Origin of the sequence: Paraburkholderia bannensis NBRC 103871 (assembly GCF_000685015.1) — a bacterium.
Taxonomy (GTDB): domain Bacteria; phylum Pseudomonadota; class Gammaproteobacteria; order Burkholderiales; family Burkholderiaceae; genus Paraburkholderia; species Paraburkholderia bannensis.
The window spans coordinates 1-22,234 of record NZ_BAYA01000005.1 but is presented as its reverse complement, the minus strand read 5'-3'; the positions used below and the strand labels follow the sequence as shown (position 1 = coordinate 22,234).

The 22,234-nt window shown below is 63.2% G+C and carries 16 protein-coding genes and 2 pseudogenes; 11 read left to right on the top strand and 7 right to left on the bottom strand.

Annotation, left to right across the window (positions count from 1 at the left end; genetic code table 11):
• Positions 1 to 81: 81 nt before the first annotated feature.
• A complete protein-coding gene (locus BBA01S_RS08880) occupies positions 82 to 822 on the top strand; it encodes an SDR family oxidoreductase (protein ID WP_027816108.1) in 741 nt (246 codons plus the stop codon).
• A gap of 1 nt (position 823) precedes the next feature.
• Here BBA01S_RS08880 and BBA01S_RS08875 read toward each other — a convergent pair whose 3' ends face one another.
• Entirely contained in the window at positions 824 to 1,393 is a 570-nt protein-coding gene (locus tag BBA01S_RS08875) for a TetR/AcrR family transcriptional regulator (RefSeq protein WP_027816107.1), read from the bottom strand.
• A gap of 88 nt (positions 1,394 to 1,481) precedes the next feature.
• On the opposite strand from BBA01S_RS08875, the gene BBA01S_RS08870 reads away from it, so the two are divergent.
• Entirely contained in the window at positions 1,482 to 2,069 is a 588-nt protein-coding gene (locus BBA01S_RS08870) for a 2-hydroxychromene-2-carboxylate isomerase (protein WP_042296545.1), read from the top strand.
• Positions 2,070 to 2,130: 61 nt separating this feature from the next.
• Here the strand turns inward: BBA01S_RS08870 and BBA01S_RS08865 are convergent, their stop codons facing one another.
• From BBA01S_RS08865 to BBA01S_RS40650, 4 genes are all read right to left on the bottom strand, one after another.
• The gene (locus BBA01S_RS08865; RefSeq protein WP_027816105.1) at positions 2,131 to 3,633 is read right to left on the bottom strand and encodes a DEAD/DEAH box helicase; all 1,503 of its coding nucleotides are present in this window, start codon (positions 3,631 to 3,633) and stop codon (positions 2,131 to 2,133) included.
• 104 nt (positions 3,634 to 3,737) lie between these two features.
• Positions 3,738 to 4,322 (bottom strand): GNAT family N-acetyltransferase, encoded by a 585-nt coding sequence (locus tag BBA01S_RS08860; RefSeq protein WP_245641453.1) that lies wholly within the window; start codon positions 4,320 to 4,322, stop codon positions 3,738 to 3,740.
• A gap of 697 nt (positions 4,323 to 5,019) precedes the next feature.
• Complete coding sequence (locus tag BBA01S_RS08855) at positions 5,020 to 5,490, bottom strand: MaoC family dehydratase (protein WP_027816103.1); 471 nt, start codon at positions 5,488 to 5,490, stop codon at positions 5,020 to 5,022.
• A gap of 68 nt (positions 5,491 to 5,558) precedes the next feature.
• Entirely contained in the window at positions 5,559 to 6,596 is a 1,038-nt protein-coding gene (locus BBA01S_RS40650; protein ID WP_063750533.1) for a carboxymuconolactone decarboxylase family protein, read from the bottom strand.
• Between the two features lie 236 nt (positions 6,597 to 6,832).
• On the opposite strand from BBA01S_RS40650, the gene BBA01S_RS08845 reads away from it, so the two are divergent.
• From BBA01S_RS08845 to BBA01S_RS08825, 5 genes are all read left to right on the top strand, one after another.
• Positions 6,833 to 7,591 (top strand): SDR family NAD(P)-dependent oxidoreductase, encoded by a 759-nt coding sequence (locus BBA01S_RS08845; protein WP_027816102.1) that lies wholly within the window; start codon positions 6,833 to 6,835, stop codon positions 7,589 to 7,591.
• A 76-nt stretch (positions 7,592 to 7,667) separates the two neighbouring features.
• Positions 7,668 to 8,957: a crotonyl-CoA carboxylase/reductase gene (gene ccrA / locus BBA01S_RS08840; RefSeq protein WP_245641452.1), complete on the top strand. Its 1,290-nt coding sequence runs from the start codon at positions 7,668 to 7,670 to the stop codon at positions 8,955 to 8,957.
• Positions 8,958 to 8,989: 32 nt separating this feature from the next.
• On the top strand, positions 8,990 to 12,865 hold the full coding sequence (locus BBA01S_RS08835; RefSeq protein ID WP_027816100.1) for a type I polyketide synthase: 3,876 nt from the start codon (positions 8,990 to 8,992) through the stop codon (positions 12,863 to 12,865).
• A gap of 18 nt (positions 12,866 to 12,883) precedes the next feature.
• Positions 12,884 to 13,210, top strand: a complete 327-nt coding sequence (locus BBA01S_RS08830) for an acyl carrier protein (protein ID WP_027816099.1) — start codon at positions 12,884 to 12,886, stop codon at positions 13,208 to 13,210.
• A gap of 89 nt (positions 13,211 to 13,299) precedes the next feature.
• The gene (locus BBA01S_RS08825) at positions 13,300 to 14,292 is read left to right on the top strand and encodes a beta-ketoacyl-ACP synthase III (RefSeq protein ID WP_027816098.1); all 993 of its coding nucleotides are present in this window, start codon (positions 13,300 to 13,302) and stop codon (positions 14,290 to 14,292) included.
• Here the strand turns inward: BBA01S_RS08825 and BBA01S_RS40645 are convergent.
• Positions 14,261 to 15,076, bottom strand: a complete 816-nt coding sequence (locus BBA01S_RS40645) for an EAL domain-containing protein (RefSeq protein ID WP_063750532.1) — start codon at positions 15,074 to 15,076, stop codon at positions 14,261 to 14,263. The genes BBA01S_RS08825 and BBA01S_RS40645 overlap by 32 nt on opposite strands.
• Before the next feature lie 639 nt (positions 15,077 to 15,715).
• Here BBA01S_RS40645 and BBA01S_RS40640 point away from each other — a divergent pair.
• Both BBA01S_RS40640 and BBA01S_RS40635 read left to right on the top strand, forming a co-directional pair.
• A complete protein-coding gene (locus tag BBA01S_RS40640; protein WP_052391708.1) occupies positions 15,716 to 18,082 on the top strand; it encodes a CHASE2 domain-containing protein in 2,367 nt (788 codons plus the stop codon).
• A 38-nt stretch (positions 18,083 to 18,120) separates the two neighbouring features.
• Positions 18,121 to 18,825 carry a response regulator transcription factor gene (locus BBA01S_RS40635; protein ID WP_042296540.1) on the top strand — a complete coding sequence of 235 codons (705 nt, stop codon included), beginning with the start codon at positions 18,121 to 18,123 and terminating at the stop codon, positions 18,823 to 18,825.
• A 130-nt stretch (positions 18,826 to 18,955) separates the two neighbouring features.
• Here the strand turns inward: BBA01S_RS40635 and BBA01S_RS08805 are convergent, their stop codons facing one another.
• Positions 18,956 to 19,687, bottom strand: coding sequence for a response regulator transcription factor (locus BBA01S_RS08805; RefSeq protein ID WP_027816097.1), 732 nt, complete (start codon positions 19,685 to 19,687; stop codon positions 18,956 to 18,958).
• Positions 19,688 to 20,429: 742 nt separating this feature from the next.
• On the opposite strand from BBA01S_RS08805, the pseudogene BBA01S_RS48615 reads away from it, so the two are divergent.
• Together BBA01S_RS48615 and BBA01S_RS40630 are read left to right on the top strand one after the other, a co-directional pair.
• Positions 20,430 to 20,807 (top strand): annotated as a pseudogene (locus BBA01S_RS48615) (hypothetical protein); the annotation flags it as partial.
• 27 nt (positions 20,808 to 20,834) lie between these two features.
• A pseudogene (locus BBA01S_RS40630) lies at positions 20,835 to 22,234 on the top strand (adhesin); the annotation flags it as partial.

Below are 22,234 nucleotides of genomic sequence, written 5' to 3'. Positions count from 1 at the left end.
CAACCGCTGCATAGTATTGACAAGTCGCGTGCTTATAATTAACGTTCGTTTACTGAACGATCGTTCTATAAAGGAGACAGCATGCAGTCAGGGAACGCGCAGGCCAAGGTCGTACTCGTGATTGGTGCAGGCGACGCCACAGGTGGCGCGATTGCCGCCCGCTTCGCCCGCGAAGGCTACATCGCATGCGTGAGCCGACGTTCGGCGGACAAGCTCGAACCGCTCGTCAACCGGATCCGCGAGCAGGGCGGCCAGGCCTATGGCTATGGCAGCGACGCGCGCAACGAAGAGGAGGTCGCCGCGCTGATCGAACGCGTGGAAGCCGAACACGGCCCAATCGAAGCGATGGTGTTCAATATCGGCGCGAACGTGCCGTGCAGCATCCTGGAAGAGTCGGCGCGCAAGTACTTCAAGATCTGGGAGATGGCCTGCTTCAGCGCGTTTCTCAATGGCCGCGAAGTGGCGAAGCGCATGGTGCAGCGTGGGCGCGGCACGATCCTGTTTACCGGGGCGACGGCGAGCGTGCGAGGCTCGGCCAATTTTGCGGCGTTCGCCGGTGCGAAACACGCTTTGCGCGCACTCGCCCAGAGCATGGCCCGGGAGCTGGGGCCCCGCAATATCCACGTCGCGCATGTGATCGTCGATGGCGCGATTGACACCGACTTCATTCGCACGACGTTCCCGGAGCGCTACGCGCTGAAGGAACAGGACGGCATTCTCAATCCTGAACATATCGCCGACAACTACTGGTATCTGCACCAGCAGCCGCGCGACGCGTGGACTTTCGAACTCGACCTGCGTCCTTATATGGAGCGCTGGTAAATCACTTGAGCTTGTCCAGTTCAAGCGCCTCGGCGAGAAAGCGCCGGCTTGAAGCGAGAATGTCCTTGCGCGTGCGGTCGCTTTCCACCGCGCGCGCAAGCAGCAGGGCGCCCACACATTGAGCCATGACGGCCCAGGCGGTATCGGGATCGTCGATCTGCGAGCCCCAGCTTTTTTGAATGCGCTTGAGCGATTTTTCGACTTCGGCGCGCGCTTCGGGCGTTGCGCGCGCGATTTCCGCGCCGAGCGCCGGCAGCGCGCAACCCGATTCGGGATGCAGGGCGTGCGCCGTGCTCAGGTAGCTGCGCAGACGTTTGGCCAGGTCGCCTTGCGGCGCGTTGGGCCCGGTGGCGAGCAGGTCGACGCTATTGGAGGCTTCCTCGCTCACCAGCGCATCGAAAAGCGCCTGTTTGGAGGGGAAATGCGTGTAGAACGCGGCGCCCGTCAAGCCGATCGAGGCCATCAGCGCGTCGACACCCGTGGTCGCAAAGCCGCCTTGTTTGGCGATCGCGCGGCTGCTCTCGATGAGCTTGCGGCGCGTTTCTTCCTTGTGGGTGCTCGAATAACGCATGGCGGATTCCAGGTTGAATGTCGGGCGAGAATAGCATAACCATCGTTCAGTTAAGGCTTGTTCATCTATAGAGAGGGGGAGACTGGGAATGAAAACGGTCGAGTTTTATTTCGATTTCGGCAGTCCTGCGAGCTATCTCGCGTGGACGCAACTGCCTGCCATCGCGGCGCAATCTAACGCACAGCTAATTTACCGGCCGATACTGCTAGGCGGCATTTTCAAGGCGAGCAATAACGCATCGCCCGCTGCGATTCCGGCGAAGGGTGCATGGATGCGGGTGGATCTCACGCGCTTCGCGCGCCGGTATGGCGTCCAGTTCGAGTACAACCCGCATTTCCCCATCAACACGCTCATGCTCATGCGCGGCGCGACGGGCTTGCAGATGCAGGATGAAGCGCTGTTCCGGCGCTATGTCGACGTGGTTTACCGCGCGATGTGGGCGCAGCCGCGCAATATGGCCGATCCGGCGACCATCGGCGAAGTGCTCAGCGAGGGTGGGTTGGATGCGGCGCAGCTGTTGCACCTGGTCGAAAGCCCAGCCGTGAAGGAAAAGCTCAAGCAGGATACCGAAGCGGCGGTGGCGCGCGGGCTCTTCGGTGCGCCGACGATGTTCGTGGGCGATGAGATGTTCTTCGGCCAGGATCGGCTCGATTTCGTCAAGGAGGCGCTGGGCTAGCAGCTAAGGCCCGACATCATGCTGGGAGAAAACGCCCGGCATGATGTCGATTCAGGCTCGATTAGCGGCTGCCGCGGCTACCCGCCGGTTTGCCTGCGGGCTTCTTGCCTGAACCCGCAGCGGATTTACCGGCGGGCTTATTAGCGCCTTTATTCGTGGGCTTATTAGCGGGCTTATTTGCAGGTTTATTGGCAGGTTTGCTACGCGGTTTTTGAATAACGAACGGGTTGCCGTTGGGCAAGCTCGGTTCGTCCGCCGCGGCCCCGGCGTACTGCGCCACCGGCTTATGCCGGTTTTCACCGCCTTGCGGGCGAGCCTTCTTGCCGGGCGCCGGTTTGGCGGCGGGCGCCGCTTGCGGCACTTTAGGCTTCTTGGGCTTTTTCGGTTTCTTGATGATCTCGCCCGTCGCGCTGGTTTCCGGCACACGGTGGTCGGCTTCGAAACCTGGCTCTTCTTCACGACGCAGCGTCTGGCGGATCAGCGTTTCGATCGCGGCCAGTTGCGGCGCTTCGTCGGCGCACACGAGGGACACCGCCACGCCGCTCGCGCCCGCGCGGCCAGTTCGGCCAATACGGTGCACGTAGTCCTGCGCCACGATCGGCAGGTCGACGTTGATCACCAGCGGCAGATCGTCGATATCCAGCCCGCGCGCCGCCACGTCGGTGGCGACCAGCATATTGACTTCGCCGGCCTTGAAGCGCTCCAGCGCGCGCAGACGCGCGGGCTGCGGCTTGTCGCCGTGGATGGTGTCGACCGCATAGCCTGCCTCATCCAGCATGGCCGCCAGGTAGTCCACGCCATTGCGCGTCTTGACGAACACCAGCGCGTGCTCCCACTTGTTCCTGGCCACGAGGTGCATGAAGAGGTCGGGCTTGTTGCGCTTGTCGACCGTCACGACCCATTGCTTGATCTTGCTGGCGGTGGCATTGGGCGGGCTGACGCTGATATTGACGGGGCTGCGCAGGATGCTCGCGGCCATCGCGCGGATATCGTCGGTAAAGGTGGCGGAGAACAGCAGTGTCTGCCGCTGGGTGGGCAGCGCCGCAAAGACCGCGTTGAGTTCGCGCGCGAAGCCCAGGTCGAGCATCCGGTCGGCTTCGTCCAGCACCAGGGTCTGCACCTGGTCGAACTGCACCGCATTCTGGCGATTGAGGTCGAGCAGGCGGCCAGGCGTGGCGACGAGTACGTCCACGCCCTTGCGCAGCTTCATCATCTGCGGATTGATGCTCACGCCGCCGTAGGCAGCCAGAAAACGCAGGTCGAGGCCCTTGCCGTATTCGATAAAGCTTTGCAGCAGCTGTTCGGCCAGTTCGCGCGTGGGCACCAGCACCAGCACGCGCGCGCGGTTGCTGGACACTGCCGGGCCGTGTTGCACCAGCCGTTGCAACAGCGGCAGCGCAAAACCCGCCGTCTTGCCCGTGCCGGTCTGTGCCGCCGCCATGACGTCCTTGCCGCTGAGCACGGCAGGAATCGCCTTGGCCTGCACCGGCGTAGGTGTCTGGTAATGGAGTGCCTGCACATTACGCAGCAAGGGTTCGATCAGGCCAAGCGAGGCAAAAGACATGGGGCGAATTCCGGACTAAAACCGTAATTCTAGCGGTTGCTCCAGGGGTTGCGGCGCTGATTGCGCCGCGCCGCCTTGCAGCCTTGCAGAAAGCGTCCCATCCGTCACCAGGCAGGCAAACCCGCAGCCCGGCGCAGAACCGTCACTTCCTTGGTCTTGTAGATCACGTTGCGATCCGCCCGATAAGAGAACTTGCCGGCCAGCTTCATTGAGTCGACGTTGTCAGGCGAGATAATGCACACCGTGCCGACGCCGGGCCAGCGCATATCGGCCCATCGCAGCGCAGCTTCCAGTGACTCGCTCGCGTAGCCCTGCCGGTGCGCCTGCCTTGCCAGCATCCAGCCCGTTTCGGGGGCGTTGTCGAAATCCTCGCCGATGCCGCGCATGAAATTGACGAAGCCCACTTCGCCGACAAACGCGCCACTGCGTTTGTCGCGGACGATCCAGTGACCGAAGCCCAGTGCAGTCCAATGGCCTAAACTGCGAAGCAGCCGCGCCCATACGTCTTCGCGTGTCAGCGCGGCGCCCGTGACGTGGCGCACGACCTCCTCGTCGGCCCACATGCCATAGAGGTCTTCAAAGTCGTCTCGCTCCGGCGGGCGCATGACGAGACGTTCGGTTTCGATTGAGGTTCCGGAAACGGGCATATTCAGAGGGGCAAAGTTGTCGCATTTAACGGATCGAATCATAACTTCTATCGCGACCGGCGGCTTGCGCCACGCAGAACATCGCCTGCTCCATCGAATGAGCATGGTGGAGTTTATCGTCGCGGGTCTCGCGCTATGGGGCGTGACGATGTTCGCGTTGCTGCTGCTCGCGCGTCGCCGGCCGAACAGACGGAAATCACGCGACAAACGCAAGCCTGAGCGGCGACCGGTGCGCTCAAAGGCTCGACGCAGCTAGCCTGTTTGCCATGTGCTGGCTCGACAGAAACGCGCGATGGCGCGGAAAAATTCGCCGCAACCCGGGAGGGCGCGGCGAAAAGACCTCATCCGGAGCGGAGTTGGTCTGGAGGTATCCGCAGCAATCACTCCACGGACAGGAAAACGGTAGCAGGGCCGTCCCGGTGCGTCTATTTGGGCAAATTACGGCCGCTTACGTAGCGCAAGGCAGATCGGTTGTCCAGCGAATCGACGCGTGATTCGGCCTATTTCGGCTATTCGTAAGCAAAGTGTTGGCTGCTGCGATTTAGCAATATTGATGCGGATTTCACGCTCGCTTATCGTCTTGCCACGCCGCCACTCATGAGCGGCGATACGCTTGAACCTGAGAGACCTATCCCCCTGTAGCAGCAAGCATCGCAATCCATCCGTGCGAGGCGGCAATGAAACGCCGCTCGCGCATCCATTTCGTTGCCGCCAAAGATGGCTGGCCGCGCCTTAAGTTCTACGCCTCTGCGCCCGCAAGGGCTGCCGTCTCCTTCGTGCGCTGCGCGGCGCAGGTCGGCATGACCACAGCGGTGCCTTCCACCACGACCAGGCCGTTCGCTTCGCACCGCGTTTCCAGAACGACGCGGCGGCGAGCCGTGAGAATCTCCTTGACGGTCACGGTCGCGCATACGGTTTCACCCAGCTTGACCGGACGCCGGAATTGCAGGTCTTGTGAAAGATAGATCGACCCGGGGCCCGGCAGACGGGAAGCGATCGCCGCCGAAATGACCGACGCGGAAAGCATGCCGTGCGCGATGCGACCGCCGAAACGCGTCTGCTTTGCATACTCCTCGTCGAGATGCACGGGGTTCTGGTCGCCCGATGCGCTAGCAAACAGGAAGACGTCGCGTTCGGACAGCGTTTTCATGAAACGTGCGCTCATGCCGGGCACCAGGTCTTCCAGGTCGTATCCGCCTGCATCATTCATGGCCATTTCCTGTGTTATTCGTACTGCGTAGTATTGGATGGTGAATCGCGTAAAGCGATGTGCTGGGTTCAGTGCGATTGCAGTGCGTCTGCGTCGTTGTATTGCCGTACTGCATCGGCGATTGGCGCGGGGAGCAGCGGATTCGCGATGCGCAGCGCAGACTGCACGGCGAGCACGCCTGCGTGAGGCAGCGCCTGCATGATTGCGCTGACGATCTCCCGCCGCGTTACGCCAAGCGAAAGCGCCTCCTGAACATGCGCGGCGAGCGTTTCCGCGTCGGCGCTTCTTGCCAGGCACGTCAGGCACGCAATGTCCGTGAGATGCCGCGCCTTGGCGTGTTCGACCGATTCGAACCCGGAAGCGCCAGGATCGTGTGCTTCCATGTCGACGTCGATGCCGCAAAGCGTGTCAGCGATGGGGGCCTCGACGTCGCCCGCTTCGCCGGATGCGTCCGCGTCCGTTGCAGCAAATACGTCGAGTGCTACGCGCGTCAGCGGCAACACAATCGGCCAGCCGATATAGCCGGTGAGCTGAATCAGCACCTCAGTCAGCTCGCTGCGCGTCCAGCCAAGCTGCAGGCAGGTCTTCAGGTGCTGCCGCACGGCCGCGTGCTGGTTCCCCTGGGCCATGACGATCGCAAGCGTCGCCAGCTGGCGGTCTTTTTGCGTGAGCGCCCCGGAGGACGCGTGGCCGGACTGGAGCAGCCGGGTAATCGACGATGCGTCGCGCAGCCTGCGATATGCGTCGCTGTGAACGATCAGGCCGCGTTCCTGCAAGAGCATCACAACAATCCGCACGCCGGCCATTGCCACCGGCGCGCCCGAATACGCGAGGGTATGAATCGCTGTTTCGAGCAGGGCTTCGGGCGCCCAGCCCGTATTCAGCATTCCGCCCGCGTGATATTTAAGTGCGGCTTCGGCGTTGCCCATCGACGTCAGGACGGCGACCGTAACCAGTTCGCGAGTTTTGAGCGAAAGGTTGGGGCGCGCAATGATGTCCGCATAGGCGCCCTCAACAAGCAGCTGCTTGAAATCCGGATCGAGTTTGTCCAGCGCCGCGCTCAAGTTGTTGAATCCGTCATCCCCAATCGCGCGGATCGTGGACATGCCAATTTCATGTTTATCTACTCGTTGTGCATACATATAAATCCCATTCGAATGAACGCGAAGATGAATGACGCTCTGCATGATATTCGCGGGGATGTTTGGCAATTCTGAACTTTTGTGAAATTACATCGACTCGTGTTTCTTGCCGCCTAGAATCGTTCCCGAATCGCGCTGCCAATCACTGCCGCCGATGCCGAATGGATGGACTGTCACGTCAATGTAACCGGGAGAATGCAGTGCAGAAGCTTGAAGGGAAAGTGGCGCTTGTCACGGGTGGAAGCTCGGGTATTGGTCGAACCACGGCGATGCTGTTCGCAAGAGAAGGTGCAAAGGTCGCTATTGCTTCGCGTCGTAACGAAGAAGGCCTCGCCGTTGTCGATGCAATCCATCGCGCGGGCGGCGAAGCCATCTTCGTCAAGACCGACGTATCGAAGGCCGAGGATTGCGCGAATGCGGTAGCGCAAACCGTTCAATCTTTCGGCAAGCTGGATATTGCTTTCAATAATGCAGGCGTCGAGCAATTCGGCAAGCCTGTTGCGCAGACGGACGAAGCGAGCTGGGATTTTGTCGTGGACATCAACCTCAAGGGGATGTTCCTTTCGATGAAATACGAAATTCCCGAGATGCTGAAAGCGGGTGGCGGCGCGATCGTCAATATGTCATCCACATATGGGCTCGTGGCTTCTGCGTTCGGCGGCTGCGCTTATCACGCATCGAAGGCGGGCATTATCGGGCTGACAAAAGCCGCCGCGCTTGAATATGCGAAGCAGAACCTTCGCGTCAATGCCATTTGTCCGGCTTTCGTCGCGACCGCCATGGTCGAGAAGTTTCTCGGCGAAACCCAGATGACCGACCAGATCAAGGCGTTTCATCCCGTGGGCCGCCTGGGCACGGAAGAAGAAATTGCCCAGGGCGTCCTGTTCCTCGCGAGCGACGCTTCCTCCTTCATGACCGGCACGGCGCTGTCGGTGGACGGCGGCATGATCGCGGCCTGATGCTCACAGCCTGATGTTCCCCGCATTGTCTCCAGACTCGTAGCGCTAGCGCTCAGTCTTCCCAAGCAAGTCTTTCATGGATATCGATATGGATACCGAAGTGTTGGATTTCGTTGAAGAAACCCGCACCGCCCAGCCGGAGCTGTTCGAGATCGGCCGTCCCGTGCCGCTGGGCGTCGTGCCCAGGACAATGCACGCGTGGACGATCCGCCGGGAGAACCACGGCGAGCCGCAGGGCGCGTTCACCAGGGAAATCGTGCCGGTGCCCTCTATCGGCGCGAACGAGGTGCTGATTCTCGTGATGGCGGCGGGCGTCAATTACAACGGTGTGTGGGCGGCGTTGGGCCAGCCGTTCTCGGTGCTCGACCTGCATGGCGACCCGTATCACATCACCGGATCGGATGCCTCGGGCATTGTGTGGGCGGTGGGCGCGAACGTGCGCAAGTGGAAGGTCGGCGACGAGGTCGTTGCCCATTGCTCGCAGGTGGACGGCGAGGACGAGGAGTGCAACGGCGGCGACCCGATGCTGTCGCCTTCGCAACGCATCTGGGGCTACGAAACCACGCACGGCTCGTTCGCACAGTTCGCGCGCGTGCAGGCCACGCAGTTGATGCCGCGACCTAAACACCTGACGTGGGCCGCTAGCGCCTGCTACACGCTCACGCTCGCGACGGCGTTCCGGATGCTGTTTGGCCACAAGCCGCACGCGCTGTCGCCGGGTCAGTCAGTGCTCGTGTGGGGCGCGGCTGGCGGCCTGGGCACCATGGCGATCCAGCTTGCGGCGCTGGCGGGCGCGCGTCCCGTCGCGGTGGTCTCCGACGATTCGAAGGCGGAGTTCGTCAAGAGCCTGGGCGCAGTCGGCGTCATCAACCGCTCGCAGTTCTCCTGCTGGGGCGTGCCGCCGTCGGTCGACGACAGCCTCGCTTACGCGTCCTATATCGACAATGTGAAGAAGTTCGGCAAGGCGATCTGGGATGCGCTCGGCGAAAAACGCGACGTCGACATGGTGTTCGAGCATCCGGGCCGCAACACCTTCGCGCCGTCCTGCTACGTCGTGAAGCGCGGAGGCATGGTCGTGTTCTGCGCGGCGACGAGCGGTTATGACCTCACCTGCGATGCGCGCTATGTGTGGATGCGCCAGAAGCGCATCCAGGGCAGCCACTTTGCGAGCCTCAAGGAAGCCGCACAGGCCAACCGGCTCGTGATGAGCGGCAAGATCGACCCGTGCCTCTCGGAAGTCTTTCCGTGGAACCGCCTGCCCGAGGCGCACGCGAAGATTCGCGCGAACCAGCATCTGCCCGGCAACATGGCGGTGCTGGTGCAGGCGAGCAGCAGCGACGATCTCGACGCGGCGCGTCACCACTAGACATGCAGCATTCTTCGAGCAGCGAGTCCGCAATGAACCAGTCCAGCGCACCCGCAAGACGGGTCGCCATCATCGGCATGTCGTGCCGCTTTCCGGGCGGCGCGTCCTGCGCTTCGAGTTATTGGGCGTTTCTCAATTCAGGGCGCAGCGCGATCCGGGAGACGCCGCGCGAGCGCTTCGATATCGACGCGTTCTATTCACCGGATCCCGACGAGCCGGGCACGACTTATTCGCGCGTCGCCGGTTATGTCGACGATCCGTTTTTCTTCGACCACAAGTTCTTTCGCACGTCCGCAGCCGAAGCCGTGGAAATGGATCCGCAGCAGCGCTGGATGCTCGAACTCGCCTGGTCGGCACTGGAGAATGCGGGTTATGCGCCGGGCCAGCTTCGCGGCAAGAACGTCGGCGTGTTCATGACGACCGGGGAGGCCGATTATGGCCGCCGCACGGTCTGGTCGGGAGACCCGGCTGGCATCACGACTTATTCGAAGCTCGGCAATTTACGGGCGATGGCGCCGGGGCGCGTCGCGCATGTGCTGGGCCTGAACGGGCCGGCGATTTTTGTCGATACGACCTGCTCGTCGTCGCTCGTCGCCATTCACCTGGCCGCGCAAAGTCTGCAAGCGGGCGACTGCGATGTGGCGATTGCGGGCGGCGTGAACCTGATTCTCGGGCCCGAGGAAACGATTGGCGTCGCGCGGCTTCAGGCGATGTCGCCATCGGGGCAATGCCGTCCGTTCGACGCGCTGGCCGATGGCTATATTCGCGGCGAGGGCGGCGGCGCGATCGTCATGAAGCGGCTGGACGACGCGCAGGCGCACGGCGACCGCATCGATGCCGTGCTGGCCGGTTCCGCGCTCAATAGCGACGGCGCGAGCAATGGCCTGACCGCGCCCAATGGCGCGGCCCAGGAAGCGGTGATCCGGCGCGCACTGGCGCGCGCGGGGGTGGCGGCGCAGTCCGTTGCGTATGTAGAGGCACACGGCACCGGCACGTCGCTCGGCGATCCGATTGAATTGTCCGCACTCCGAAACGTCTACGCGCGCGACATGGCGCGTGCAAGGCCGATTCTGGTCGGCTCGGTGAAGTCCCAGGTCGGCCACCTCGAAGGCGCGGCGGGCATGGCCGGTTTCATCAAGGCGATGCTGATACTGCGTCATCGCCGCGTGCCTGCCCAGGTGAACTTCACGACGCCGAATCCGCGCTTTCACTGGGAAGGCGCGCAACTCGACGTCGTGCGAGACAGCACGGTGCTCGACGATGGCGAGGCCCTGGTCGGCGTCAGCGGTTTTGGTATTACGGGCACCAATGTGCACATGATCCTGGCCGCGCCCGAGCCAACGAATTCGCCGGATACCGCTGCGAATGTCGCTGCAAATGTTGCCCGCGAACGGGTGCTGACGCTTTCCGCGCGCACGCCGCAGGCTCGCCAGCGCCTGGCGGCTGCGTGGCGTGACTGGCTTGCCGGCACGCCCACGCCGCTGCGCGACGCATGCCATACGGCGAGCGTGCGGCGCGATCACTTCGATCATCGCGTGGCGCTGGTCGGCTCGACGCAGGCGGACTTCATCGCTGGCCTGGACGCTTTCCTCGCGGGCAATCCCACGGGCCAATGGCATGCCGGCGAGCAGGCCCGCAAGCCGCGTCTCGCGTTCCTCGTGCCTGGGCAGGGCGCGTGGCAGCCGGGTGTGGGCGGCGAGCTTTACGAAGGCAACGGCTTTTTCCGCAAACATGTGGACGCGTGCCTGCGCCATCTCGACCCGGACACGGCGCGCGCCGTACTCGATGCGATGCATGGCCGCGACGCCGTTTCGGTGCGCCATCATCCGGGCCAGCTTGCGCACTTCAGCGTGTGCTACGCGCTTGCGCGGACGTGGATGGATCTGGGCGTGCAGCCCGACCTGCTGATCGGGCATTCGCTGGGCGAGCACGTGGCGGCCGTGATCGGCGGCGTCATGACGCTGGCGCACGGCATCAAGGCCGTCGAGGCGCGCGGGCGCCTGTTCGACAGCGCGACGCCGGTGGGCGCGATGCTCGCCGTCGCGGCCAGTGCCGATGAGATCGGCAAGCAGTTTGCGTTTGGCGAAGACCTGTTCGTGGCGGGCATCAACTCCCCGGAGCAGACCGTCGTGAGCGGCACCCAGGAAGCCGTGGCGAAGGTGCAGGAAGCGATGGTGGCGGCGGGCAGGCGTGTCTCGCTGCTCAAGACCTACGGCACGCCGGGCCATTCGCCGATGCTGCGTTCGATGCGCGAAGCCTTCCGGGCAGCGCTGGAACCGTTGACGTTCAAGCCGTGCGCCATCCCGATCGTGTCCACGCTCACGGGCGCGCTCGCGACCGGGTCGATCGCGACCGTCGATCATTGGCTCGATCTCGTCGAACAACCGGTGCGATTTCACGAAGCGTTGCTCGCGGCGTGCGACGGCAAGACGCTGTTTGTCGAAGTCGGCCCCGGCGCGGCGCTTGCGAGGCTCGCTCGCGCGGCTTCGGGCGGTGACTGGCAGAGTGCGATTGCGTCGCTTGCCGATGGCCCTGAAGGCGACGACGAAACTGAAAACACCGGCTTCGCCCATGCCTGCGCGCATCTGTACGGCGCGGGGCAGACGCTCGCGTGGAGCAAGCTCTACGGCAACGCGCCGCGCGCGGCTGAAGCGCCCGGCTATTGCTTCGACGCCGAGCGCTTCGAGTTGCCGTTTGCCAACACGACGGGCACTGCTGCCACGCGCCGCGTTGCGCAGCAGTCCTATGAATCTGCCGTGGGTGACGGCGTCGCGCAAGCGGCTCAATCCGCGCAAGAAGGCATAACCGAAGTCAACGCTGAGGCATTGCTCGTTGCGATACGCACGATAGCCGCTTCGGTGGCATCGGAGGGCGTCAGTCTGGCCGATGCGCATTCTCTCGTCAGCCAGGGACTCGATTCGCTCGCGTTGACCGAAATGCGCGTCCGGCTGCATCAGCGTTTTGGCAAGATGCCGCCGATGTCGATGCTTGCACGCGGCGCGTCGATCGATTCATTGGCCGCGTGGTACGGCGAGGCAAGCGCCGGGGCGACCCGCGAAGCCACAAAAGTACCGCAGGCAGGCGACGACGATCGCGCGCTTGTCGTGACCTTGCGCGAGGGTCACGGGCCGCTTGTCGCGCTCGTGCACCCCGTTGGCGGCGACGTGCTGTGCTACGAGGAACTGGCCGCAGCGTGGCCCGGCGATCCGACCATCGTCGCGTTCCGTCATCCGTATGCCGACCAGCACCGCGTGCCGGTGTATCTCTCGATCGGGCAACTCGCGGCGCGTTATCGCGCGGCGCTATTCAATACGTATGGCAAGCAGCCCGATCTGCTCGGCGGCTGGTCGTTCGGCGGGATCGTCGCGCACGAGATGGCGGCGCAATGGGAAGCACAGGGCACGGGTTCGCCGCCGCTGCTGCTCGTCGACAGCCCGCTTTTCGAGGGCGCGTTTGCGATCCGGCTGCGCCAGCTCGCGAGCGACTTCGAGGCGCTGGACGAGGCGCAACTCGTGGATCGATGGCTCGCCGACGCGCGCTTCGACGCGATGCTGGATCAGGACTTCCATCTCGCGGACGTGCGACGCCGCGCACACGCCGATACGTTTGCACACCTCGCCCGGCTGCACGCAGCGAGCGCGGCGGCGCTGGCGCGTCATCGTCCGCGCCAGGTGAATGCGCGTATCGAATATGCGCTCGCGACGCGCAACGAGAACGGCGTGTCGGCCGCACAGGCGGCGCAGCATCTGCGCATGCTCACGCGCGGCGGCATTACGGTGAGCGCGTTCGATGACGACCACAACTCCATCGTGCGCGAACCGTCCGCGCGACGGCTCGCCGCGCTGCCCGGCATCAACGTCGACCGCGTCGGCAATGTCCATGCATCACCTTCACTTTCCACCATCTGACTTTAGGGAATCGACGTCATGAGCGACCAACTCCAAGCCGCAACCGTCAACGGATCCAAGGTGACCGCGCAGGCGATCCTCGTCTGGATCCAGGAATGGACGGAAGCGAATCATCTCCAGGTGCCGACCGATCTCGACCAGACCTTCGCCGATGCGGGATTCGATTCGATGCACTCGGTCGAACTCGCGTTCTTCCTGGAAGAGCGGCTCAAGATCAAGATTGACGATACTGTGCTGTTCGACTATCCGACCTTCGCATCGCTGGCCGACTATCTGGTTTCGCGCGTTCAGCCGGAGACGGCCGATGCGCAGCCGGACGATGCGGCCAGCGCGGGTAGCTGGTAAGACCTTCGCGCCGGTGCGTGTCTTGTGCTCGCCCGGCGCGACGCCAAATTTAATCGGAGTGCGTAGGGAATACTGAGGGAGTGCTGAGGATGGCGGAAATCAACGGCGCGGGCCGCTGGATCTCGCGTGTGGTCGGCTGCGGCTCTGCGCTGCCCGAGCGCCGCATGACGAACCTGGACATCGCGCGCATGGTCGACACAACGGACGACTGGATCGTCCAGCGCACGGGCATCAAGGAGCGGCGCATCGCAGCGCGTGGCGAGCTTACCTCCGATCTCGCGACCGGCGCGGCGAATGCGGCGCTCAAGCAGGCGGGTATCCGTGGCGCCGACGTCGACCTGATCGTACTCGCGACCTGCACGCCCGATCACACCATGCCTTCGACGGCGGTGAAGGTACAGGCGGCGATCGGCATGAACGGCGGCGCGGCGTTCGACGTGCAGGCGGTGTGCTCGGGCTTCGTGTTCGCGCTTTCGGTGGCGGACAACATGATCCGGCTTGGCCAGGCGCGCACGGCGCTCGTAATTGGCGCGGAGACAATGTCGCGTGTGGTGAACTGGCAAGACCGCAATAGCTGCGTGCTGTTCGGCGACGGTGCGGGCGCGGTGGTGCTGCGCGCCGAGCGCCACACCGATGGCGCGCCGCGCGGCATTCTCTCCACGCACCTGCATTCGGACGGGCGGCACCAGGACAAGATCCAGACCGACGGCGGCGTGTCGTCCACGCAGACGGCGGGCACGATGCATCTCGCGGGGCGCGAAGTGTTCCTGCATGCAGTGGTGAATCTCGCCGAGGCTTCGCAGGAAGCGCTCGCCGCGAACGGCCTGAGCCAGGACGATCTCGACTGGGTCGTACCGCATCAGGCGAACCAGCGCATCGTGCAGACGCTGGGCGAGAAACTGCATCTGCCGATGGAGAAAGTCGTGCTGACCGTCGATCATCACGGCAATACATCGGCGGCGTCGATCCCGCTCGCGCTCAGCGAAGCGGTGGCCGACGGACGCATCAAGGAAAACGACCTGGTTCTCACGCCGACGATGGGGTCGGGCTTTACCTGGGGAGCGGCCTTGATTCGCTGGTAGGAGGCATTGTCTGGACGCTGGCAGACGAGGCGTCGTAACGGTCGATCAATTCGCCGATGCGCGCCTCGTCAAGCGGCTTGTCGATGTAAAAGCCCTGCACATCCACCTCGCGCAGCGACTGGGCCCAGGCAAACTGCTCCTGCGTTTCCACGCCGGAAAGCACGATCTGCTTGCCCTGTGCATGCGCGAACTTGACGAGCATTTCGATCATGCGCGTGGCTTCGCTGTCGGCAGGCACGTTCGCAAGATACGAGCGATCGAACTTGACGATATCGGCGGGCAGTTGCTGAAGCAGGGTCAAGGAGTTATAGCCGCCGCCCAGGTCGTCGAGGGCGACCCGTGTGCCGATGGCCTGCACCGCGCGAATGGCCTCGGCGAGGCGATCCAGACAATCGGGTTGAACCGCGCCCGTCAATTCGATTTCCAGTCGTGCGGGCATGACTTCGCGTGCCGCGAAAATCGACCGGATGCGTTGCGGCAGGTCGGCGCTTGCCAGTTCCGCCGCGCCAAGATTGATCGCCAGGCAGAGATCGCCGTGGCCGGAGCGCTTCCATCGTTGCAGCGTGTCGGCGGCGCGCTCGATCAGCATTTCCGTGAAGCGGCGGGCCAGTGCCGAATCTTCCACGACGCTGATAAAGCGCGCGGGCGCAAGCACGCCGTCGTCCGGGTGCCGCCATCGCATCAGGTATTCGAAGCCCGAGAGCCGTTTCTCGTGCAGGCGCAAAATCGGCTGGGCGACGAAGAAGAACTCGCCGCGTTCCAGTCCGAGTTCTGCATCGCTCAACAGGCATCGAGGATGACGCAGGGGCATCTCTTGAGTCGATGGCGATCCGTCGAATGGGACACGAGCGGTGCGCCAGAGCGAACTCAACCTTTGTTTGACCGGAACTCGCATAGACAGATAGCTGGCGTGGACTACGTCGACACTTTCGTTTGCGTTGGGGGCGTGCGGTTATGCGCAACGGGTATTGCGCCGTCGAGACTAACACATCGAACCTGATGACAAAAGCGTCCTTGGGGCTTTGCATTGCCTGGATGCGAGAACGAATCGTCAATCGGGTCATTTTATTATTGCGTATTTCCCGTTTATTTTTAAGGAAATTAAACTGTTTTCAAGGGGATTTAATATCGGTGACTTAAACGGAAATTGACGGGAAATTTCCTTGAATCCACTTGGTTGCGCGCGCAAACGTCTGACAAATGGACAATTTGTTTCATTTTGTGACAAATGCTGACGACCGCTTAACTATTTGGATAATTCAGGCTCCAGCCAAGGTTTCGCGATCGTGCGAAGCAATCCGAAGTCCAAAGAGTTGAGATTCACCGGTGTCACAATTTCGCTGCATTCGCTCAGCAGGCGCATCGCGCAACCGCATCCGTGCGCCGCACGATTCCCGCCGCATGACGGTGCCGCCGCGCTGAAATGAGAGGCCGGTTCTTCTTCGGTGCGCGCCAGCCCTTGCGCGGCGCTCGCACGTCATCCGGGCGCACCCACCCGGATCTTTCGCGCGAGTGGCCCGGGCTGCTCGCCGCGCTGGTCATTGCCTGCCTCGCGCTTTCCTGTACGCGGGCGCTGCATCGCGCCGACCTTGCTTTCCTCGATATCGCGTCGCGTTCCCTGCATCAGGTCGCGCCCCGGCGCGTCCTCGTCATCGCGATCGACGATCGCACGGTGTCCGCGCTCGGACGCCTGCCGCTTGCGCCCAGCATTCACGCGCGCCTGCTCAACCGGCTGACGGACAGCGGCGTCGCGGCCGTGGGGCTCGTGCCGTGGGGGCGCGCCGAAGGCAGCGCCTCGACCGCCGAACTGATGCCGCTCGTGGCCGCTGTGCGGCGCAACGGCAAGGTGGTGATTCCGCTGCCCGCGCCGCATACCGACGGCGACAAGCTGCTGATCCGGTCGAGCTATGGGCGGGCCTTTGCCGGTGCGCGGCAGGACAGCGACGGCCTGTATCGAAGCGTGCAGCTCTGGTCGGGCGTGCAACAGGCCGATGGCCACATCGCAGCACTCGTGCTGCGTGCCGCGGGCGATGCGGTGCCGATCTGCAGCAGGGACGATCAAGCGAGCGAGCGCGCCGGCGGCAGGGGCTGCGTGCGCTATGTGCCGTTGGGCGCTGAGCCTGCGTTCGATAGCGTGTCGTATCTCGACGTGCTGGAAGGGCACATTCCCGCCAGTTTCCTGAGTGGGCGCGTGGTGCTGGTGGGGGTGACGGCCAGCGGCTATGACGAACGCCTTCCGACCCCGCTGGTCGATGGCGCGTCCTTGAGTGGGGTCGAATTCCTTGCGCAAGCAACCAATGCGCTCGCAACGTCCACGCTCATCAAGCCGGCCCGTTTCTGGGAGCAGCTCTTTTTCGACCTGGGTGTCGTGCCGTTCGCCTGTCTCGCGCTCTATCTGCTGGGGCCGCGCTGGAGCCTGTGTGTCTCGGCGGGGCTTGCCTGCATGAACGTGCTGGCCGCCTGGCTGGCGATGCGGCTGGGACACGTGTTCCTTGCGCCCGCGGTCGGGGTCGTAACCTGCCTGATTGCGTGGCCGTTATGGGCGTGGCGGCGCCAGGAGGCGCTGCTTGGCTACCTGGCGCGCGAAACGGCGAGGTCGCTGCGGGAATCCACCTTGCCGCCAGGCTCGACGCGCATCCGGCGCTTTGTCGATCCGATCCAGCATCGTCTGGAGGTCATGACGTCGCTGGTCGAGCGTGTGCATCGCTATCGCGAACTCGTCGCGGACTGGGTCGATACACTGCCTGAAGCCACGCTCGTGGCGGACTATGCGGGCACGGTGCTGCTGGCCAACGCACAGGTCGTCGCGCTGCCCTTGCAGCCGAACGGCAATGGCGTGAGTGCGTCGCCGACGGGGCGTCAGGCCGCCGATGTCCTGTTCGACATCACCGCTTCGCATCGTGCGGTCGATTTCGTGAAGCAGGCGCTGGCGCTGCTCGAACTGCAATACGGCGGCAAGACGCTGCCCGTGAGCGCCACGAGCCTGCTTTCGCAGGGGATCGAAATTACGAGCGCGCGCGACGGGCGTTCCTTGCTGATCAAGTGCGCACTGATTCGTCCTGGCGCCGATCGCGGCAGCGCACTGATCTTTTACGTCACCGACCTGTCTTCGATTCGACGCGCCGAGCGCCAGAGAGACATGGCGCTGCGCTTCATGTCGCACGATATGCGTTCGCCGCAAGCCGCCTTGCTCGCGCTCGTCGAGCAGATGCGCCAGGATCCGCCGCGCCTCGCGCAGAAACAGTTCGTCGAACTGGTCGAACACTATGCGACGACGGCGCTGAGCCTTTCGGACGATTTTCTATTTCTCGCGCGTGCTGAATCGGTCGCGCCCAATTTGAGCCGCGTGGATCCGGCGCTGGCGCTCGGCGATGCGGTCGATGACTTCTGGCCGCAAGCCAGCGCGAAATCGATCGAAGTGAACCTGATCGCCGAGCCTGGCGTCAACACCATTGCCGATACCCAGCTTCTGCGTCGCGCGTTCGGCAACCTGATCGGCAACGCGATCAAGTACAGCCCGCCGTCGTCGGCGATCCGCGTGCGTCTGTCGGTGACGCGACAGCACTTCAAGGTGTCGGTGGTCGATCAGGGTATTGGCATTGCCAGAGCCGACATCCGGCGGCTATTTCATGAATTCGGCCAGCTCGAACACGCGCGGGCCTGGTCTGGCCACGGGTTGGGACTGGCGTTCGTGAAGTCCGTGGTCGATGCGCTGGGCGGCCGTGTTTTTGTGCGCTCGGCGTTGGGCAAAGGGACGGTATTTACGGTTCGCCTGCCGAGGCTGGGATAAGTGTGGGTGGCTGCAACGGGATGTTCGGAATACAAAGCATGCATATTTTGATTGTCGAGGACGATCCGGTTCAGGCGCAGGCCGTAGCGGGCGTATTGTCGCGGCATGACTTCATGGTCAGCGTCGTCAACGATGGCGAAGCGGCGATTCGCTTTTTGCAGGCTGAAAGCGTCGACGCTGTCGTGCTCGACTGGCATTTGCCCGGCATAAGCGGCATTGAGGTTCTGGGCTGGATACGCGAAGGCGTCGGCGCGGAATACGGCGTGTTGTTCCTGACCAGCCGGATTCAGGAGCTCGATGTGGTTCGCGCACTGGAGGCTGGCGCCGACGATTACCTTGCCAAACCGTTCCGCTCCGATGAACTGGTGGCGCGTGTCCAGGCGCTGGTGCGCCGCATCGTTCGCCACGCAAACGACAAGGTCGTACGGGCGGGAGAATACGTGCTGGATCCACGGGCCAGGACGATCGCGCTACGCGACACCGATATTGCGCTGACCACGAAGGAATATCAGCTTGCCGCGACGCTCTTCAATAACTTCGGAAAAATCCTGTCGCGCGAGTTGCTGGCAATGACCGCATGGGGACGCGAACTCGGCGCGGAATCCCGCTCGCTTGACACGCATATTTATCGCATCAGGCAGAAGTTGAAGCTGCGTCCGGAAAACGGTGTACGTCTTACCTCGGTCTATACGGCCGGATACCGTCTTGAAGCGGCCGTGCCACTTGATTCGGATAGCGAATGATTGGGTGTTGAAGGCTGAGGAAAGGGAAAAGGAAAAAGCGGCCGACGCGCAATGCGTCGGCCGAAAAGACGCAGCGACGGGGTTTCGCTACGCCAAGAGAGAGGTAAGGCGGGTGGCGTCCAGAGCGGCGCTACAGGCATTCGCCGACGACAACCTGGTCGCCATTGAGGCCCGTTTCGGCCGCCGCCATTTCGTCGAGCCGGTAGCCGACGGTATAGACCGAAGACAGACGCAGGCGATTTTCCGGGCGCAACTGCAACTTCTGGCGGATCCGGTAGACGTGCGTGTCGAGCGAGCGCGAGTCCATTTCGCGCCCCCACGCGGTTTTCGCCAGCATGTCGCGCGACATGATCTTGCCGAGATTGTTGAACAGCGCGGCCGCGACGTCGTATTCCTTGGGCGTGAAGTCGATGGCCTTGCCGCGCAGCGACACCGACCGGCCCTGGCGGTCAAGCACATATTCACCGGCCTTGAGCAGGCTCTGCGGCGCTCCCTTGCGCGCGGCGCGGCGGGTGAGCGCCTTCATGCGTGCGGCGAGCTCGTCGGGCCTGAACGGCTTGGTGAGGTAGTCGTCGGCACCGGCGTCAAGGGCGGTGACGACATCGCATTCTTCAACGCGGCTCGTCAATAGCAGCACGCCATACGTGCCGCCGACGCCGTTCCTGATCCAGTGCAGCACATCGATTCCCGACATTTTCGGCAAGTGCCAGTCGAGCACGACCGCGTCGATAGGCTGTACGCGCAATGCCCGGATCGCGCTTTCACCGTCGCGCGCGAAGTGCACGGAATAACCGAGCCGTGACAGGACACCGGCCACCCCTTCAGCCTGAACGGGATCGTCCTCTACAACCAGAATGTGCACTGAGTCATCTCCTTTTGCGTGATGCCGGACACACGGGTCAGGATCTTATTTGGGTGGGACACATTCGTTTGTGAACAATTGTGAACTCCGGCGTGACATTGCCGATAAAAATGCGGATTGATGTATTCGGCCCATTTCAAAGAGGCCGTTTCAAATATGGGCAGGTTTTTTAGCCTGCTGATTCGATTTGGTTTTTCAGGCTTGTGAACCTGTTAAAACGTCGATTTCAAAACCTTCCTGAATATTTGTGTATTTCAAGCCACAGTGCCCGGTTGCGCACTGGATCGGAATGCGTTATTGGCTGCCCCTCTGTGGCCTTTGGCACCTGTCTGCACGGTGGTTTAGCGATTTTTGTCCAGCACGCGCCGCCTGTATCCCGGCACGTATCCGCTGCCGCGAGTCCTTTCAAAAGTTGACAAAAGTTCAGTTTTTCTTTCGTCAGACTGCCAATATTATTCGTCCCTGAAAGATTTGGTAGGTATTGGAAACGGAGTCGGAAACACCGTCGTCGATTCTTTGAATGATTCCTGAAGCATAAAAAGCGGCCGGGAATCACGACGATTTCACGCGCCTCAAGCGCCGACGTCATAAGAATTTCCAGGCCGCACGCTCTCGGTGGTTTGACCAGTCCACAGCAATAACTCGATGCGCCGCATGACGTCCATTGCGGAACGTATTGAGTAGTCATGCTAAGCATTTTTTCGAAATCAATCAGAAGCCGATAACCCGGAGTGGGGCCCTTATGGCTGGAAAGTCAAAAAATCGTCTGAATTCAAATGGATCCGGCGCTGCCGACTCGCTGAAACTGCGGCCGGTTGTTTCTGTTCTCAGTCTCGTCCTGGCGGCCCTGCCCGGTGCCGCGATGGCGCAGGCCAACGGTTCCGTGATTGTGAACGGGAGCACGTGTGCCGCTAACTCGGCGGTGCTCAACGGCGTCGCAATTGGCTGTACAGCAATTGCAGGAAGCGGATCGACGGCCATCGGATTTGATGCCGAGGCGTCAGGGGGAAATGCCGAAGCATTGGGTGAGCACGCAACGGCAAGTGGAAGCGGTGCGACTGCGCTGGGCGCCGCGACGATTGCCTCTGGTAGTCGTGCAGTGGCGCTAGGTGTTTTCGCGACGGCGTCCGGAGATAACTCAGCGGCATTGGCACCGCAGGCGACTGCTGCCGGATCCGATTCCATTGCTTTTGGCAACCAGGCGGTCACGACTGCGACTGCTGCAGCAGGTACGGCCATCGGCTCGGGTGCTTCGGTCAGCGGCGCGTCGGGCATCGCCATCGGCGCCAACAGCGGCGCCTCCGGGACGGCCGCTGTCGCGATCGGCTGGGGCGGTACGGCTGGCGTGCCGGGCTCGGGTACGCAGGCAAGCGGCGACAACTCCGTGGCGCTAGGCTCCAACGATCTCGCCAGCGGGGCGAACTCTCAAGCCTATGGCATCAACTCGACGGCGAGCGCAGACAGTTCCATTGCGATGGGTAACGGCGCAGTGGCGTCGGCACAGTACGGCATTGCCCTTGGCAATGCCGCGCAGGCTAGCGGCGTTTCCACGCTCGCGCTGGGCGCTGGCGCACAGGCAACCGCGCTCAACGCGTCGGCGCTCGGCATCAATTCGAGCGCGACGGCAGCGGGCAGCACGGCGCTGGGCGGCACTGCCACGGCCAGCGGCACCTTCTCGCAGGCGGTCGGCTATGCCGCCATCGCCTCGGCCGCGGGCGCGACCGCGATGGGGCCGTCAGCGCAGGCGCTGGCGGCGGAGACGGTGGCCTTTGGCAATAGCGTCACCGTCGCCGCAGCGGCTGGCACCGGCTCGATCGCAGGCGGACACAACTCGCAGGTGACGAGCGGCACGGGCGCAGTCGCGCTGGGCGAAGGCCAGACGGCCAGCGGCAATGGCGCCGTGGCCCTGGGCGATCCGAACGTCGCGACCGGCAACGGCGCGGTCGCCATCGGCGCGAACAATACCGCCACCGGCGACGGCGCGGTGGCTATCGGCGACAGCACGGTCGCCAACGGCATCGGCGCGGTCGCGCTCGGCAATGCGTCGCAGGCCAATGCGGCGGGTGGCGTGGCGCTCGGTAGCGGCGCGGTGGTTCAGGGCGCGGCGACGAACGGCGTCGCGCTGGGCACGAACGCCGTGGCGAACAACGCATCGGATGTCGCACTCGGTTCGAACTCGACGACTGCCGCGCCGCATACGGGCACGTTCGATCTGACGGGCGGCACGGCAGCGGCGACGGCGCCGACTTCGGTGGTCTCGGTGGGCGCCGCGGGCGCGGAACGCCAGATCCAGAACGTGGCGGCGGGCGTCGTGTCCGCAACTTCGACCGATGCGATCAACGGCTCGCAGTTGTACTCGGTCGCGAGCGCATCGAACGCAACCGGTTCGACGGTTGCCAGCGCGCTGGGTGGCGGCTCGACCTACACGCCGGGCAGCGGCGTATCGGCTCCCAGCTATACCGTGCAGGGCTCGACGTATGACAACGTGGGCGGCGCGCTCAGCGGCCTGGACACGAGCCTGACCAACGTCGAAAACGAAATCGGCAG

Excerpts from the sequence above, each read along its gene's own strand:
- BBA01S_RS08880 (WP_027816108.1), top strand. The coding sequence starts at position 82 with ATGCAGTCAGGGAACGCGCAGGCCAAGGTCGTACTCGTGATTGGTGCA.
- BBA01S_RS08875 (WP_027816107.1), bottom strand. The coding sequence starts at position 1,393 with ATGCGTTATTCGAGCACCCACAAGGAAGAAACGCGCCGCAAGCTCATC.
- BBA01S_RS08870 (WP_042296545.1), top strand. The coding sequence starts at position 1,482 with ATGAAAACGGTCGAGTTTTATTTCGATTTCGGCAGTCCTGCGAGCTAT.
- BBA01S_RS08865 (WP_027816105.1), bottom strand. The coding sequence starts at position 3,633 with ATGTCTTTTGCCTCGCTTGGCCTGATCGAACCCTTGCTGCGTAATGTG.
- BBA01S_RS08860 (WP_245641453.1), bottom strand. The coding sequence starts at position 4,322 with ATGATTCGATCCGTTAAATGCGACAACTTTGCCCCTCTGAATATGCCC.
- BBA01S_RS08855 (WP_027816103.1), bottom strand. The coding sequence starts at position 5,490 with ATGAATGATGCAGGCGGATACGACCTGGAAGACCTGGTGCCCGGCATG.
- BBA01S_RS40650 (WP_063750533.1), bottom strand. The coding sequence starts at position 6,596 with ATGTCCACGATCCGCGCGATTGGGGATGACGGATTCAACAACTTGAGC.
- ccrA (WP_245641452.1), top strand. The coding sequence starts at position 7,668 with ATGGATATCGATATGGATACCGAAGTGTTGGATTTCGTTGAAGAAACC.
- BBA01S_RS08835 (WP_027816100.1), top strand. The coding sequence starts at position 8,990 with ATGAACCAGTCCAGCGCACCCGCAAGACGGGTCGCCATCATCGGCATG.
- BBA01S_RS08830 (WP_027816099.1), top strand. The coding sequence starts at position 12,884 with ATGAGCGACCAACTCCAAGCCGCAACCGTCAACGGATCCAAGGTGACC.
- BBA01S_RS08825 (WP_027816098.1), top strand. The coding sequence starts at position 13,300 with ATGGCGGAAATCAACGGCGCGGGCCGCTGGATCTCGCGTGTGGTCGGC.
- BBA01S_RS40640 (WP_052391708.1), top strand. The coding sequence starts at position 15,716 with ATGAGAGGCCGGTTCTTCTTCGGTGCGCGCCAGCCCTTGCGCGGCGCT.
- BBA01S_RS40635 (WP_042296540.1), top strand. The coding sequence starts at position 18,121 with ATGCATATTTTGATTGTCGAGGACGATCCGGTTCAGGCGCAGGCCGTA.